Origin of the sequence: Streptomyces sp. NPDC005017, assembly GCF_042873115.1 — a bacterium.
Taxonomy (GTDB): domain Bacteria; phylum Actinomycetota; class Actinomycetes; order Streptomycetales; family Streptomycetaceae; genus Streptomyces.
On record NZ_JBIALD010000019.1, the window covers coordinates 1 to 15,407 of the forward strand.

At 73.1% G+C, this 15,407-nt stretch carries 14 protein-coding genes and 1 riboswitch; of the genes, 6 read left to right on the plus strand and 8 right to left on the minus strand.

Features of this window, described 5'->3' with window-relative positions:
• Window positions 1-123 precede the first annotated feature (123 nt).
• Entirely contained in the window at window positions 124-534 is a 411-nt protein-coding gene (locus ACFYR0_RS25900) for a winged helix-turn-helix transcriptional regulator (protein WP_389332642.1), read from the minus strand.
• A gap of 88 nt (window positions 535-622) precedes the next feature.
• On the opposite strand from ACFYR0_RS25900, the gene ACFYR0_RS25905 reads away from it, so the two are divergent.
• Window positions 623-1,477 carry an NAD(P)H-binding protein gene (locus ACFYR0_RS25905; RefSeq protein ID WP_389332645.1) on the plus strand — a complete coding sequence of 285 codons (855 nt, stop codon included), beginning with the start codon at window positions 623-625 and terminating at the stop codon, window positions 1,475-1,477.
• A gap of 256 nt (window positions 1,478-1,733) precedes the next feature.
• Window positions 1,734-2,726, plus strand: coding sequence for an EamA family transporter RarD (gene rarD, locus ACFYR0_RS25910; RefSeq protein ID WP_389333042.1), 993 nt, complete (start codon window positions 1,734-1,736; stop codon window positions 2,724-2,726).
• Between the two features lie 243 nt (window positions 2,727-2,969).
• On the opposite strand, the gene ACFYR0_RS25915 is transcribed toward rarD, so the two are convergent.
• Window positions 2,970-3,602, minus strand: a complete 633-nt coding sequence (locus tag ACFYR0_RS25915) for a CGNR zinc finger domain-containing protein (RefSeq protein ID WP_389332648.1) — start codon at window positions 3,600-3,602, stop codon at window positions 2,970-2,972.
• Between the two features lie 21 nt (window positions 3,603-3,623).
• Between ACFYR0_RS25915 and ACFYR0_RS25920 the strand changes: the two genes are divergently transcribed.
• Window positions 3,624-4,115, plus strand: coding sequence for a VOC family protein (locus tag ACFYR0_RS25920; protein ID WP_389332651.1), 492 nt, complete (start codon window positions 3,624-3,626; stop codon window positions 4,113-4,115).
• 68 nt (window positions 4,116-4,183) lie between these two features.
• Here the strand turns inward: ACFYR0_RS25920 and ACFYR0_RS25925 are convergent, their stop codons facing one another.
• Window positions 4,184-5,536, minus strand: coding sequence for a tetratricopeptide repeat protein (locus ACFYR0_RS25925; RefSeq protein ID WP_389332654.1), 1,353 nt, complete (start codon window positions 5,534-5,536; stop codon window positions 4,184-4,186).
• A gap of 369 nt (window positions 5,537-5,905) precedes the next feature.
• On the opposite strand from ACFYR0_RS25925, the gene ACFYR0_RS25930 reads away from it, so the two are divergent.
• Entirely contained in the window at window positions 5,906-6,487 is a 582-nt protein-coding gene (locus ACFYR0_RS25930) for a flavodoxin family protein (RefSeq protein ID WP_389332657.1), read from the plus strand.
• 12 nt (window positions 6,488-6,499) lie between these two features.
• Here the strand turns inward: ACFYR0_RS25930 and ACFYR0_RS25935 are convergent, their stop codons facing one another.
• The 4 genes from ACFYR0_RS25935 to ACFYR0_RS25950 form a co-directional block, all read right to left on the minus strand.
• The gene (locus ACFYR0_RS25935; protein WP_389332660.1) at window positions 6,500-7,399 is read right to left on the minus strand and encodes an ABC transporter permease; all 900 of its coding nucleotides are present in this window, start codon (window positions 7,397-7,399) and stop codon (window positions 6,500-6,502) included.
• Window positions 7,386-8,399, minus strand: a complete 1,014-nt coding sequence (locus tag ACFYR0_RS25940; protein ID WP_389332663.1) for an ABC transporter ATP-binding protein — start codon at window positions 8,397-8,399, stop codon at window positions 7,386-7,388. The genes ACFYR0_RS25935 and ACFYR0_RS25940 overlap by 14 nt, the downstream gene beginning before the upstream one ends.
• Window positions 8,400-8,473: 74 nt before the next feature.
• A complete protein-coding gene (locus ACFYR0_RS25945; protein WP_389332666.1) occupies window positions 8,474-9,718 on the minus strand; it encodes an outer membrane lipoprotein carrier protein LolA in 1,245 nt (414 codons plus the stop codon).
• A gap of 403 nt (window positions 9,719-10,121) precedes the next feature.
• The gene (locus ACFYR0_RS25950) at window positions 10,122-11,132 is read right to left on the minus strand and encodes a polyprenyl synthetase family protein (protein WP_389332669.1); all 1,011 of its coding nucleotides are present in this window, start codon (window positions 11,130-11,132) and stop codon (window positions 10,122-10,124) included.
• A gap of 956 nt (window positions 11,133-12,088) precedes the next feature.
• A riboswitch (cyclic di-AMP (ydaO/yuaA leader) is annotated at window positions 12,089-12,216 on the plus strand.
• A 5-nt stretch (window positions 12,217-12,221) separates the two neighbouring features.
• Between ACFYR0_RS25950 and ACFYR0_RS25955 the strand changes: the two genes are divergently transcribed.
• A complete protein-coding gene (locus tag ACFYR0_RS25955) occupies window positions 12,222-12,692 on the plus strand; it encodes a transglycosylase SLT domain-containing protein (protein ID WP_389332672.1) in 471 nt (156 codons plus the stop codon).
• Window positions 12,693-12,765: 73 nt separating this feature from the next.
• Here the strand turns inward: ACFYR0_RS25955 and ACFYR0_RS25960 are convergent, their stop codons facing one another.
• A complete protein-coding gene (locus tag ACFYR0_RS25960; RefSeq protein ID WP_389332675.1) occupies window positions 12,766-13,590 on the minus strand; it encodes an HAD family hydrolase in 825 nt (274 codons plus the stop codon).
• 338 nt (window positions 13,591-13,928) lie between these two features.
• Here ACFYR0_RS25960 and fahA point away from each other — a divergent pair, with 338 nt between their 5' ends.
• A complete protein-coding gene (fahA, locus tag ACFYR0_RS25965) occupies window positions 13,929-15,140 on the plus strand; it encodes a fumarylacetoacetase (protein WP_389332678.1) in 1,212 nt (403 codons plus the stop codon).
• The last annotated feature ends 267 nt before the right edge of the window (window positions 15,141-15,407 follow it).

The window sequence follows — 15,407 nt, forward strand, 5'->3', positions numbered from 1 at the left end:
CACCCAGATGGCCGAGCAGCTCGACACGGCCGTCGAACAGCACGGCAAGGGCGACCTCGCCGCACTGCTCACCGGCGGCGACACCTGGACCGTCGTCGGCTGACCCGACGAGGGCAGGCTGTCTCACGAGGCCCGGGCGGACTCCGTCCGGGCCTCGTCGTATGCCGTGCGGGCGTCCGCGACGTCGGACATCCGGCGCTCGGTCCACAGGGCGAGGGCACGCACCTGCTCGGCGGCCTCACGGCCCAGGGGGGTCAGCGAGTAGTCGACGCGGGGCGGGATGACGGGCTTGGCGTCCCGCAGGACCAGGCCGTCGCGCTCCAGGGTCTGGAGGGTCTGGGTGAGCATCTTCTCGCTGACGCCCCGCCCGGACCGCCCGATCTCGCGGCGCAGTTCGCTGAAGCGGTAGGAGCGTTCCATCAGGGCGATCAGCACCAGGACGCCCCAGCGGCTGGTGACGTGCTCCAGCACCAGACGGTACGGGCACATGGCCTCGGCCTCGGCCGGTGAGACCTTCGAGTTACTTACTCCCATGCCAGTACCTTACTTCAAAGTGGGTACTTACGAAAAGTTAGTGCCCCTCCTAGGGTGAGTGACACAGACACCGAAGGAGATCACCACCATGAGCATCGTCGTTACCGGCGCCACCGGAAAGCTCGGCCGTCACGTCGTGGAGCAGCTGCTGGAGAAGGTTCCGGCGGAGCGGATCACCGCGGTCGTGCGGGACGAGGCGAAGGCCGCCGACCTCGCCGAGCGCGGCGTACGGCTGGCCGTCGCGGACTACAACGCCCCCGAGACCTTCGACGGGCTGTTCGCGGCCGGCGACAAGGTGCTGCTGATCTCCGGGAACGAGTTCGACAAGGGCCGCCCGGCCCAGCACAAGGTCGTCATCGACGCCGCCGCGGCCGCGGGGGTCGCCCTGCTCGCCTACACCAGCGCTCCGGGCGGCCTGACCGCCGCGCTGGCCGACGACCACCGCGCCACCGAGGAGATCTTGCTGGCCTCGGGCGTGCCCTACGCCCTGCTGCGCAACGGCTGGTACTTCGAGAACTACACGGAGAACCTCGCCCCGGTCCTGGCGCACGGAGCCGTGGTGCAGGCCGCGGGCGACGGCCGTGTCTCCGCCGCCTCCCGCGCGGACTACGCGGCCGCGGCGGTCGCCGTGCTGACCGGCGAGGGCCACGAGAACAAGACCTACGAACTGGGCGGCGACGAGTCCTTCGGCTTCGCCGAGTACGCGGCCGAGCTGAGCCGGCGGACCGGACGCGAGATCACCTACACGCCCGTCTCGCCCGAGGCGTTCGCCGGGATCCTGACCGGCGCCGGACTGCCCGAGGTCTTCGCCGGGATCCTCGCCGCGGTGGACGTGTCCGTGGGGAAGGGCGAGCTGGTCGTCTCCACCGGGGACCTGTCCCGGCTGGCGGGCCGCCCGACGACGACGCTCACGGAGGCGGTCGCCGCGGCGGTCGAGGCCTGAGCGAGCGGCGGGGGCTGCGGCCGGGGCCGGGAGGCCGGGGCCGGGAGGCCGGGGCCGGGAGGCCGGGGCCGGGAGGCCGGGGGCTTTCCATCCGCACCTCCGCCTGTCATGACCGTATGGCGATACGGACATGACACGCGGGGGTGCTCGGCGCTACCTTGTCCCAGCGGGTGATGGCGGCGAGTGAGGAGGACCTGTGGGCGAGGCGAAGGGCGAGCGGCGCGTCGGACTGCTGAACGGTTTCGCGGCCTACGGGATGTGGGGGCTGTTCCCCCTGTTCTTCCCGCTGCTGGCACCCGCCGGAGCGGCCGAGGTGCTCGCCCACCGGATGGTGTGGTCCTTCGCCGTCGTGGCCGTGGTCCTCGTCGTCCTGCGCCGGTGGCGCTGGATCGGCGAGCTGGTGCGGCAACCGCGCCGGCTGGCGCTGGTGGCCGTCGCCGCGGCCGTGATCGCCGTCAACTGGGGCGTGTACATCTGGGCCGTGAACAACGACCGGGTCGTCGAGGCGTCCCTCGGTTACTTCATCAACCCGCTGGTCACCATCGCGATGGGCGTACTGCTCCTCAAGGAGCGGCTCCGGCCCGCGCAGTGGGCTGCCGTCGGTACCGGCTTCCTCGCCGTCGTCGTCCTCACCGTCGGCTACGGCCGTCCGCCGTGGATCTCGCTCGTGCTGGCCTTCTCCTTCGCCACGTACGGCCTGGTGAAGAAGAAGGTGAACCTCGGCGGTCTGGAGTCGCTGGCGGCCGAGACCGCGATCCAGTTCCTGCCCGCGCTGGGCTATCTGCTGTGGCTGGGCGCCCAGGGCCGGTCGACCTTCACCTCCGAGGGTGCCGGGCACACGGCCCTGCTGGCCGCGACCGGCGTCGTGACGGCGATCCCGTTGATCTGCTTCGGCGCGGCCGCGATCCGTGTGCCGCTGTCCACGCTGGGACTGCTCCAGTACCTCGCCCCGGTCTTCCAGTTCCTGCTCGGCGTCGCCTACTTCCACGAGGCCATGCCGCCCGAGCGGTGGGCCGGCTTCGCCCTGGTCTGGCTGGCGCTGACGCTGCTGACCTGGGACGCGCTGCGCACGGCACGACGGGCGGCACGGGCCCTGCGGGCCGGGGCGGCGGAGGCCGCGGGCCTGGCGGGGACGGTGACGGGCGTACCCGTGGCCGGGGCCACCGCCGGTTCGGCCCCGGTCACGGCGGCTTCTCCGGAACCGGCGGTGGCTCCGGGCGCGGCCGAGCCCATGGAATCCGCTTCGTAGCGACGGCGAGCCCGCCCGGAGGCGGGGCGGGCCGGCCACTAGGGCCCTTCTGATGGCTCTCCGTGGGAGAAGGAGCGGCGTTCGGTGCGTGCGATCGGCCTGCGGTCGTGCGGTGTGGAGGGTCATGTGGCGGAGCCACCTGTCCCCTCGCGCCGTGCGGCTGGGGGCACCTCCCACGCCCTTGAGGCAGTGGGGGAGTGCGTGCCGGGTGCCGCGACGCCGCGGAGATCCATCAGAAGGGCCCTAGGCCTGCCCGGTCGCGTTGCGGGCGCGGTGGGCGCGGGCCTTCTCGCGGTTTCCGCAGTGCTCCATGGCACACCAGCGGCGACGGCCGGGGCGCGAGGTGTCGACGAAGAGCAGGAAGCAGTCGTGGGCACCGCACTCGCGGACGCGGTCGGCGTACGGTCCGCCGAAGAGGTCGATCGCGTCACGGGCCAGCGTGGACAGCAGCCGGGTCCCGGTGGCACCCGGCGCCCAGGCGGGTGAGCCGTCCGGGGCGAGACGGGGCACGAGGGGCGGTTCGGCGGCGGCCGTGTTGACGATCTCCAGATGACGCGGCTGGAGCGGACGGCCGTGCGCCCGGTCGGCGGTGAGCAGGAACAGCGCGTCGCGGAAGACCCGGGCGTCGCTCAGCTCGCCCTCGTCGACGGCGAGCTCCAGACCGTCCGCGAGCCGGCTGCGGCGCGCCCAGGCCGCCAGGTCGGCGGGCTCGTGCAGCACCTCGAAGCGCGCGAAGGCACCCGGACCGCCCGTGGGCAGCAGCTCCAGGCACAGGGCACCCGGATCGAAGCGGTACGGCGTTCCCTCGTACGAGATCAGGGTCAGGCCGGGCGTCTTCGGCGGGAGTTCCGGCGTTTCCCGGACGCGATCGGTCACGTAACCAATATAACTGGTTACGTGACCGACACCGAAGCACACGAGACGAGGGCGCCCGCCCCGGCGCCCGTCCACTGGAAGCTCGTCATCGACTGCGGCAACCCACAGGCCCAGGCCGACTTCTGGGCCGCCGCGCTGCACTACGAGGTCGAGGACAACAACGCGCTCATCGAACGGCTGCTGGAACTCGGCGCCCTGCCGCGCGAGGCGGTCGTCGAGTTCCACGCCCGCCTCGCCTTCCGCGACCTGGTCGCCGTACGGCATCCCGAGGACCCCGTCGAGCCGGACAGCGGCACAGGGCTGGGGCGGCGGCTGCTCTTCCAGCGCGTGGCCGAGCCCAAGTCCGGCAAGAACCGGCTCCACCTGGACCTGCATCCGGGCGCCGACCGGCGCGAGGACGAGGTGGCCCGGCTGCAGGGGCTCGGGGCGAGCGTGCTGCGGGAGGTGAAGGAGGCGGGGGGACAGTGGGTGGTCATGGCGGATCCGGAGGGGAACGAGTTCTGCGTGCAGTGAAGCCCAGGCCCCGTGCCGCGAGCGGGCCGGGGCCCCCGTGCCCTAGGAACGGGCGGGCCGGGGCACCCTCACGCCTGGGAACGGGCGGCGCGGGCCGCTCGGTCGGTGAGCCGGATCATGCGGGCGTGGGACGACTCCAGTTCCTCCAGGTCGACGGCGGCGGGGCCGCCCTCGGCCGCCAGGTCCGTCCACATGTCTATCAACTCGTGGCCGAGCCGCAGCCCGTCCTGCGGATCGCGCACCGCGCGCCAGGCCATCGCGGCGCTCTGCACGTTCCCGTACGCCGCGTCGGCGTCTCCCAGACGTCGGTGCACCCGGGCCAGGTCGAGCGACATTCCCATGGCGCGCTCGCCCTCTCCGGCCAGGTAGGCGATGTAGGCGGTCAGTTCCCGCAGCCGCAGCACGTCGGGGTGCTCCGGCTCCAGCCCCGATCCCGCCAGCGTCCGTGCCGCGAGCTCTGCGGCCGTCTCGACCCGTCCCGACCGCACGGCCTCGCCGATCCGACCCATGGGCTCCGCGAGGGGCCCGGTGGCGACGCCCTGTTCGTCGTCGAGCACCGCTTCGGCGATGGCGTCGAAGCCGCAGGGCGGGGTCGGGGTGAGCGAGGTGGACGGGGCCGCCGGGGCGGACTCGGTGAGCCGGGTCAGGGCGGACGAGGTCAGCGCGGACGTGGTCAGCGGGGGCGGGGTGCCGTTCGCGGTGGTGGTCTGCGGTTCCGGGATCGGCCGGGGGGCCGGCGCGGTGCCGGGAACCGGCTCGGGCCGCAGGGCCGTCGGCGGCGGTGCCGTCGGCCGGAGGTAGGGGTTCGACGCGTCCGGATCGGCGTGGTGCGCCTGCGGGACGTAGGGCGAGCCGGAGGGCGCGGGCGGCGGGGGCAGGGTCTGGGGGCCGTACGGCTCGGCGCCGTGGGACGGCCCGGCCATCACCGGCGGCGGACCGAATCCCTCGGCGGGTGACGGCTCCGGGTGCCGGGCGCGCACCGGCTCCACCCGCCGGGGCTCCCCGCCGGGTGCCGCGGTCCGCGGCCGCTCCTGCCCCCGGGGCCGGCCGACCCCGCCCGGGGTGGCCGGTGCGGTCGTCCCGCCCAGGGCCTCGGCCTTCGGTGCCTCCCGCCGCACCCGGACCGGGTCGGCCGTGAAGCTGCTCGCGCCGTCGGGGGCGACCTGGAGCGGAACGACGTAGCCGATGCGCTCGTCGTGGACCATCGCGAGCACCGGGCGGCCCGAGGCGCGGGCGACGGTCTGGAGGTGCTTGAGGACGGCCCGCTGGATCTCCTCGCCGGTGCCCGTGGCCACACGCACCCCCTCGACGAGGGCGCCGGTCACGGTGACGCGGACGTCGAGCGGTGCCACCGGTCCTGCGGTCGGCGCCTGGGTGATGCCGTGCTGCTCCCGCTGGTCGCCGCGGCTGGTCGGTGTCATCGGTTCCCCCACTCCCTCTGTCCGCGAACGCCGCCGGACACGCACGGTCGAGTCTCTCCGCTCACGGGCCCTTCACACGTCACCACGACGTCACAGCCTCGTCCCAAGAACCGGGGCTGAATTCCCGGGCGCCCCAGGCCTCCCGAAGGCCCCAGAGACCACACAGACAGCAGAGGCACCAGAGATCGCTGAGATCCCAGGGACCGCTGAGGCCCCGTGAGCCCCAGAGGCCCCAGAGATGCCACTCCCTCGGTTCCCGGTGGAAAGATTTTGATGCATGTGCATACGATGTGGGAGCCTTCCCGACCCGAGCACGGGCCTGAGCAGCGTTCCGAGCACAGCTCTGGACACGGACCACCTGGGGGACCCATGACCCGCCGCTTCCTCTTCCTGACCACCGGCAGCCGCGCGGACGGCAACACCGAACTGCTCGCCCGCCGCGCCGCCGAGCAACTGCCCGAGGACGTCGGGCAGCGCTGGATCCATCTGGCCGACCACCCCCTGCCCGACTTCGAGGACGTACGGCACGACGGCGCCCGCGAGCGCGGCGAGGACCCGAATGTCAGCCTCCTGCTCGACGCCACGCTCGCCGCGACGGACCTCGTCATCGCCTCACCCCTGTACTGGTATTCCCTCTCCGCACACGCCAAGCGCTACCTCGACCACTGGTCGGCCTGGCTGCGCGTGCCCGGCGCGGACTTCCGGGCCACGATGGCGGGACGGACGCTGTGGGGCGTCACCGCGCTCGCGCACGAGGAGACCGAGGTCGCCGAGCCGCTCATCGGCACCCTGAACAACTCCGCGGCGTACATGAGGATGCGCTTCGGCGGCGTCCTGCTCGGCAACGGCAGCAGGCCGGGTGATGTGCTCGCCGACACCGACGCCCTGGCCCGCGCCAAGACCTTCTTCGCCCAGGACGCGCCCCTCGCCCGCTTCCCGTACGGGAAGTGAGCGGCCGGGGCCCTACGCCGTGATGTCCTTCGTGGTGAACCGCGCCCAGGCCGCCGAGCCGAACACCACCGCGTACAGCGCCTGGACGCCGAGGTTCCTGCGCAGGTCCTCCCAGTAGACCGGCTCACGCATCAGGTCGGCGAAGGACAGCCAGTGGTGGGAGAAGAAGTACGGGTGCAGTGCGCTCAGCTGGGGGATCTGGTCGAGGATCTGCACGGTGATCAGCAGGCCCACCGTCGTCGCCATCGCGGCGATGCCGCTGCCGGTCAGCGTGGAGACGAACAGGCCGAGCGCCGCGACCCCGAGCAGTGACGCGGCGACGACGAGGGCGATCAGCACGGCCCGCACGAGGCCCTCGGTGAAGCTGATGCGGGTCCCCGAGATGGTCGTCAGATCACCCATGGGGAAGAGCAGGGCACCGACCATGAGGGCCGAGACGGCGACCGTGAGCGTGGCCGCCAGACAGAAGGCCATCACCGTCACGTATTTGGTGAGCAGCAGCCGGGTGCGGCCGGCGGGCGCGACCAGCAGATAGCGCAGGGTGCCCGCGTTGGACTCGCCGGCCAGCGCGTCCCCCGCCACCACGCCGACGGCCATCGGCAGGAAGAACGGCAGTGTCGCCGCGAGCCCCGTGAACACCAGGAACAGGCCGTTGTGGGTGATCTGCGAGATGAACGCGGGGCCCTCGCCGCCTCCGCCGCCGACGGCGGAACCGTCACTGGTCTCGATCTTCACCGCGATCCCGACCAGGACCGGCACGGCCGCCAGCACCCCCAGCAGGGCGAGCGTGCGCCAGCGCCGGAAGGTCGTCACCAGCTCGCTGCGCAGCAGGCCCAGGCTCCACAGGAAACCGGGCGTGCGGGCGGCGGACGCGCCGCCCGGCGCCGCGACGGTCAGGTCAGCCCGCGACATCGAAGCCCTCCCCCGTCAGCGCCACGAACGCCTCCTCCAGCGAGGCCCGTTCGACGCCGAATCCGCGTACCCGCACCCCTGCCCGGACCAACGAGGCGTTGATCTCCGCGAGTTCCCGCTCGGGCGGCTCGCCGGTGACCCGGTCCCCGTCGGCGACCACGTCGCCCACGCCCTGTTCCTTCAGCACCCGGGCCGCCTCGGCCGTATCCGGGGTCGTGACGACCAGCCGCCCGCGCGCCCCGGCCGCGAGGTCGGCGACCGCGCCCTGGGTGATCAGCCGGCCGCGGGCCATCACGGCCGCGTGCGTGCAGACCTGCTCGATCTCGTCCAGCAGATGGGAGGAGAGGAACACCGTCGTGCCGTCGGCGGCCAGCTCCCTGATCAGGGTGCGGATCTCCCGCATGCCCTGCGGGTCGAGCCCGTTGGTCGGCTCGTCCAGCACCAGCAGCCGGCGCGGCTGGAGGAGGGCCGCGGCGAGGCCCAGCCGCTGCTTCATGCCGAGGGAGTAGGCCCGTGCCTTCTTGCCCGAGGCGCTCGCCAGCCCCACCCGCTCCAGTGCCGTGCCGACCCGGTCCCGGCGGGTGCGCGGGTCGGCGGTGGGGTCGGCGGCGTCGTACCGCAGGAGGTTGTCGCGGCCGGACAGGAAGCCGTACAGCGCCGGGCCCTCGATCAGGGCGCCCACCTGCGGGAGCACGGTCCGCGCGGCCCGGGGCATGGGCCGCCCCAGCACGCGCGCGCTGCCCGAGGTGGGCTCGATCAGGCCCATCAGTATGCGGATGGTGGTGGTCTTGCCGGAGCCGTTGGGGCCGAGGAAGCCGAAGACGCTGCCCGCCGGGACGGTCAGATCCAGCCCGTCGACGGCGAGCTGCCCGCCGCGGTAACGCTTGGTGAGAGCGCGGGTGACGATCACTCCGTCACCCTCGTCGGCACCGGCGCCGGGGGCGGAATTGGCGGCGCCCGGGTCGCTCTCGTGCCCCGGTGTGGCGGACGTCGCGCGCATGGGCTCCCCCGGCTCCCTCGACTCGTCGTACGCGTACGGTACTTACTGTCCCGCCCGCACGCCCGCCCTCGCGGTCATCCCTGCGAATCGGCCGCCTTCACCAGGGCTTCCTCGGTGACCGCGCCGACGTAGACCTTGCCGTCGTCGGTGATCAGGGCGTTGATCAGGCGGGTCTTGAAGACCGTGCCCGAGCCGAACTTGCCGTCGACCTTGTCGCCGAGGGAGTCCAGGAAGCCGCCGAACTGGCCGCCCACCTCGTCGCCGGAGGGGACGCCCTCGCCGCCGGTGTCCAGGACGGCGATCGCGTTCCAGCCCTCGCCGATGGTCTGCGGACCGTCCGCGGACCCGCCCTCGGTGCCCGGCTCCAGGCCCTTCCCGAAGCCCTTCCCGAAGTCCCCGAAGCCGCCGTCGCGGGAGGCGCCCGGAGCGTCGTGCCCGGCCTCGCCCTCCTCGGTGACCTTCGCGCCCTCGGGCGGGGTGAAGTCGAACGTGGAGGCGGCCGGCCTGGCGAAGCTGACCTGGGTGAAGCCGACGTCCAGGACGGCCGCGCCGCCGCTCGCCGGGGTGAGCGTGAACTTCAGCGGCGTCCAGGTCTTCGCGTCCACCGCGATGCTGATCGCGCCGACGGTCGTACCGGACTGCTTGGGCTCGATCAGCAGCTTGTACGCGTCGCGGCCGGCGACCCGGGCGGTGCCGTCGACGGTCACGGACGTGGTGTCGTCGGCCGCCTTCAGGGCCTCCTCGGCGAAGTCCTTCGGCGTGGCGGGCACGTCCTCGGGCTCGGCGGGCTCGGCCGTCGTCGAGTGGTAGACCTCGTTGGACCGGCTGTCGTAGCCCCAGACGTCCTTGCCGTTGTGGATGACGCTGTACTCGGCGGCGTCCTGGAGGAGCGACAGCTTCTGGCGGTCGGGGCCGTCGGCGGCCACGCGCAGGGTGTGCGTGCCCGTGGCCAGCTCGGTGAGCCGGGCCGACGGGTCGGCCGCGGAGCCGTCGCCGCCGTCCGCGCCCCGGGCGGCGCCGGAGAACAGCCCGCTCTCCAGTCCGCCGAGGTCGGGCAGGCCGAGGTCGGTGTTGATACGGACCGTGCCGGACAGCTGCTCGGTGTCCGACTCGGCGATGTTCTGGACGACTTGCTCCGCGCTGATCTTCGGCAGGTCGGGGCTGCCGGAGCTGGCGAGCGCGGGCACGAGCCCGATGGTCGCCGCCGCCACGCCGGTCACCGCGACCGGGACGATGTACCGCGTGGCCCTGCGTCGGCCCGCGCTCGGGCCGTCGGCCTCCGAGGCGGCCGTGGTCTCGTCGGATTCGTACGGTGCCATGTGTGCCCTACCTCCGTGTCGGCGGCGGCCGTTCAGCTCGATGCGCACTGTTCACCCTGAGCCGCCATTCTCACCCGAATCGGTGAGGAGTGGTGTTTTCCGTGTGGTCTCCATCAGACCAAACCGGGGGTGGCGACGCGTCACTCCGCGGAGCCAACTCCACGTACTCCTGCGGTATGACACGCGAGGGCGGCGCCTCCCCCGACCCGTAGGGGTCGGGGGAGGCGCCGCCCTTGGACAGGCAGTTGGGGGGCGGAGCTCCGGGTGGTGGTGCCGGGGGAGCCGGGCCGTGGTGCAGGGGGAGCCGGGTGGTCGCTTCGGCGAGGGACGACGGGGCCTGCGGACCGCCGGGGCGGTGTGGTGCGGAGCCCCCGTGGCCCTCGGGCCGTCCCCCTGGGGGCCGTCAGCCCGCCCGGTGCACCACCGCGTCGCAGAGTTCCACCAGGGACGCCTTCGCGTCGCACTCCGGCAGGGGCGCGAGCGCGGCGCGGGCTTCCGAGGCGTAGCGGACGGTGTCGCGGCGGGCGTGCTCCAGGGCCGGGTGCTCGCGCAGCGCGGTGAGCGCCTCGGCGTGCCGGGCGTCGTCGGTGAGGTCGGAGTCGAGCAGCTCGCACAGGGCGAGGTCCTCGGCGAGTCCCAGCCGGGCGGCCCGCTCGCGCAGCCGCAGCACGGGCAGGGTGGCGATGCCCTCGCGCAGGTCGGTGCCGGGGGTCTTGCCGGACTCGCGGGAGTCGGAGGCGATGTCCAGGACGTCGTCCGCGAGCTGGAAGGCGACGCCGAGCCGCTCGCCGTACTGGGTGAGCACGTCGACGTAGGTCTCGTCGGCGCCGGACATCATCGCGCCGAACCGGCAGGAGACGGCCACCAGCGAGCCCGTCTTGCCGCTCAGCACGTCCAGGTAGTGGTCGACGGGGTCGCGGCCGTCGGCGGGACCGGCCGTCTCCAGGATCTGGCCGGTGACCAGCCGCTCGAACGCCTCGGCCTGGACGCGGACCGCCTCGGGGCCGAGGTCGGCGAGGATGTGCGAGGCACGGGCGAAGAGGAAGTCGCCGGTGAGGACGGCCACCGAGTTGCCCCAGCGGGTGTTGGCGCTGGGCACGCCACGGCGTACGGCCGCCTCGTCCATCACGTCGTCGTGGTACAGCGTGGCGAGGTGGGTCAGCTCGACCACCACGGCCGAGGGCACTACGCCGGGCGCGTAGGGGTCGCCGAACTGGGCGGCGAGCATCACGAGCAGCGGCCTGAACCGCTTGCCGCCGGCCCGCATCAGATGCTGGGCGGCCTGGGTGATGAAGGGGACCTCACTCTTGGTTGCCTCGAGCAACCCTTCCTCGACTGCCGTCAATCCGGCCTGGACATCGGCCTCCAGAGCCTGGTCCCGCACGCTCAGCCCGAACGGCCCGACGACGGTCACGAGGGTCTCCTGTCTGCTGGTGTCCACCGGCGATTACGCGGTTTGTCGATAGGTCGCCGCCATCACTCAAGTCAGCGTATCCGGTCACGATTCGATCACTGCCGCCACCCACCCCGCAGGCAGGGCGGTATCGCGGCACGGCCGGTATGTTGCCGATCAACCGATAAGAACGGACATTTATCCACTTAATCGAACGGGTTTCACAGGGATCGCGCCATTCGCATTCGCCCGCCCTCCCCGGCGGGATCGCCCCCCAGGATCCGCGTACCCCGCTTCCGGACGGGGCGCGCCCGCGCGGACGCTCCGGCAGGGGCGCCCCCGCCCACGTCCGGCGACCCGCCGCGCTCGGCGACCCGCCGCGCCCGCGGAGGTCCGGGAGGCGACCGCCACGCCCACGGGACGCGGCCTGGGAGGCGACCGCCACGCCCACAGGAGGCCACGGAAGGCGGCCGCCGCGCCCCGGGAGCCACGGAAGGCGACCGCCACGCCCGCGGGAGCCAGGGGAGGCGACCGCCACGTCCGCGGGAGGTCCGGGAGGCGACCGCCACACCCACGGAAGGCGGTCGACCCGCCCGGCCCCGGGCTCCGAGATCCGCACCCGGGAGAGGCGGATCCCACGAGCGGTCAATTGAGGGAGAGTTGGGCCTGATGCCCGAATTGCCGTTCTTGCGGCCGACGGTGAGTTGGCTCACTGGCGGGCCCCCACGCCGAACCGCGCACCCAGGGGTCACGAGGGGCGCCCCGCCCTGCAATTGCACGGCGGCCGCCAAAATGGATCAAGTACCCCAAACAGCCTGGATCATGCCGGGTCGGCTCATTGTGTGAATCCCGCGCTTGTTTCGGTCATGCGCTCTCGCATACGTTCCGGGCCAGCCGGGCGGACGCCGAATCCTGCCGCCGCCCACAGCATCCGACGACCAGACGCAGCGGCAGGAGCGGGGGACCCAGGCAGGTCGCCGGACCGAACGTCGTACCAGGTACGAGGCGCGGTACGGCTCGGGGTGAAGCCGTGTCCGAAAGGGCAGGGCCGGGCGCCTTTCCGCCCGAACCCGACAGCTCACCTCGCAGGCGCCGGAGAGGAACACCCCCATGCCTGCGACCACGCACGCAAACCGCCGCCCCCGTCTCGCCCGTGCCCTCGCCGCCGCCGGTGTCGGCGCCGCCGTGCTGGCGCTGCCGATCGTCGGCGCGACCACCGCGTCGGCCGCCCCCACGGCCCCCACGGCCGCGACCGCCTACCCGAGCAACCTCGACGGCTGGATCCGTCAGTCGCTCGACGTGATGGCCCAGAACGGCATCCCGGGCACGTACGACGGCATCTACCGCAACGTCATGCGCGAGTCCTCGGGCAACCCCCTCGCCATCAACAACTGGGACTCCAACGCCGCCGCCGGCACGCCCTCCAAGGGTCTGCTCCAGGTCATCGACCCGACCTTCGCGGCGTACCACGTGCCCGGCACGGCGTTCGACCCGTACGACCCGGTCGCCAACATCACCGCCGCCTGCAACTACGCGGCCGCGCGCTACGGGTCGATCGACAACGTCTTCGGCGCCTACTGATCCCTCCGGCCGGCCGCCGAGACCCGGGCAACACATCCGATCTGATCGGATTCACCCGGATATGCCCGGCGTGTCAGCCGTAGAGTCGTTCGAGGACGACGGCGATGCCGTCGTCCTCGTTCGAGTGGGTGATCTCGTCGGCCACCGACTTGAGTTCGGGGTGGGCGTTGGCCATGGCGACGCCGTACTCGGCCCAGTCGAACATGGGGATGTCGTTGGGCATGTCCCCGAAGGCGATGGTGTCCTGCGGGGTCAGGCCGAGATGCCGGGCCGCAAGCGCCAGGCCGGTCGCCTTGGTGATGCCGCACGGCTGCAGCTCGACCGTGCCGGGCCCCGACATGGTGACCGTGGCCAGCGAACCCACCGCGCCGCGCGCGACCGTCGCCAACTCGTCGTCGCCCAGGGTGTGATGGCGCAGCAGCACCTTGCTGATCGGCTCGCACCACAGGTCGTCGCGGCGCTCGACGCGCAGCGCGGGCAGGGTGGGGTGCGGCATCGTGTAGCCCGGCTCGATGAGCGTGAGCCCGTCGACGCCGTCCTGGTCCACGGCCGCGTACACCTGCCCCACCTCGGCCTCGATCTTGCCGAGCGCGGTCTCGGCCAGCTCCCGGTCCAGCGTCACGGACCACAACAGCCGGTCCGCACCGGCGTCGTAGAGCTGCGCGCCCTGTCCGCACACCGCGAGGCCCGTGCTGCCCAGCTCCTCCAGGAGCGGACGCACCCTCGGCGCCGGCCGGCCGGTCACCACCAGATGCCGGGCGCCCGCGGCCTCCACCAGGGCCAGCGCGGCACGCGACCGGTCGGAGAACGTGTCGTCGCCGCGCAGCAGTGTGCCGTCCATATCGGTGGCGACGAGCGAGAAGGCGGTGCGGTCGGCATATGCGGTGGGTGCGGCCATGATCAGAGAATACGGACATCGAACCCCCCGGACCCCCCGCCTCGGAGACTACGACAGGCGCCTCTCCGAGCTCACGCGCCTCTTCAACTTCCTTTCGCGCTCCGGCATTTCACCCCCAAGTGGGGCCGACCGGATGGCTCGGCCCGGTGGCCCGGCTCCGTTCGGCGCGGTTCGACCGGTTTCGGCAGCGGCGACGCGGCCGGGAATCGACGGCGGCTCCGCCTGACGACGCCGGGCGGCTCGGCCGTAACGTGTGGCGCAGTCACGTGCCGTCCGAACGCGCGGCACGCGAGCGCACGGCACCGCACACGGCACGCACGAGAGCGAGGCAGAACCGCATGCCCCCCTTCGATGTCCCCGAGGGCGACCCCTTCGGTCCGCACAACCTTCCGTACGGCGTGTTCTCCACCGGGGACCCGCACGCCCGGACCGTCGGCGTCCGGCTCGGAGACCACGTCCTAGACGCGGGCGCGGCGGCCCGGGCCCTCGGCTCCCCCTACGCCACGCTGCTCGCCCAGCCGTCCCTGGACCCGCTGCTGGCCGCCGGCCGCACGGCCTGGTCGGACGTCCGGCGCGCACTCACCGCGTGGGTGACGGTCCCCAGCTACCGCGAGACCGTCGAGCCGCTGATGCACCCCCTCGACTCGGTGACCCTGCACCTGCCCTTCACCGTCGCGGACTACGTGGACTTCTACGCGTCCGAGCACCACGCCCGCAACGTCGGCCAGATGTTCCGTCCCGACGCCGAGGACTCCCTCACCCCGAACTGGAAGCACCTGCCGATCGGCTACCACGGCCGCTCCGGCACCGTCGTGGTCTCCGGCACCGACGTCGTACGGCCCTCCGGGCAGCGCAAGGCCCCGGCCGACCCCGCCCCGGTCTTCGGCCCGTCCGTGCGCCTGGACATCGAGGCCGAGGTCGGCTTCGTCGTCGGCACGCCGTCCACGATGGGCACCCCCGTGCCGCTGGCCAGCTTCCGCGACCACGTCTTCGGCCTCTGCCTGCTCAACGACTGGTCCGCCCGCGATCTCCAGGCCTGGGAGTACGTCCCCCTCGGCCCCTTCCTGGGGAAGTCCTTCGCCACCTCGGTGTCGGCGTGGATCACCCCGCTCGAGGCCCTGGAGGAGTCCCGCGTCGCCGCCCCGGAGCGCACCCACCCGCTGCTGCCCTACCTCGACGACGCCGACGAGGAGCCCTACGGCTACGACCTGCGGATCTCCGTCGCGGTCAACGGTCAGGTCGTCTCCGAGCCCCCCTTCTCCACCATGTACTGGACCGCCGCCCAGCAGCTGGCCCACATGACCGTCAACGGTGCCTCCCTGCGCACCGGTGACCTCTACGGCTCCGGCACGGTCAGCGGCCCCGCCGAGGCCCAGCGCGGCTCCCTCCTGGAGCTGACCTGGAACGGCCGCGACCCCTTCGAACTCCCCGACGGCAAGCGCACGTTCCTCGAGGACGGCGACGTCGTCACCCTCACCGCCTGGGCCCCCGGCCCGGACGGCATCCGCGTCGGCCTGGGCGAGGTCACCGGGCGGATCGTGGCGGGCTGAACCGGCGCCCCGGTGCGGCGGGTGGCGCCGGGCAGGGCACGGTGACGCACGGCCGGTGCGGCGGGTCAGCCGGGCGGGACGGACCTGTGCGGCGGGTGCGCCGGGCGGGACGGGCCGACTCGCGGCCGGTGCGGCGGGTCCGCCGGGCAGTGCTGGCCGACGCACGGCCGGTGCGGCCGGGCGGGACGGGCCGGGGCGCAGGCGGTGAGTGAGGACGGCCCGGGCGGCCTGGGCCGCGATCGGTGAGGAGATCCCCGGCGGCCGGTG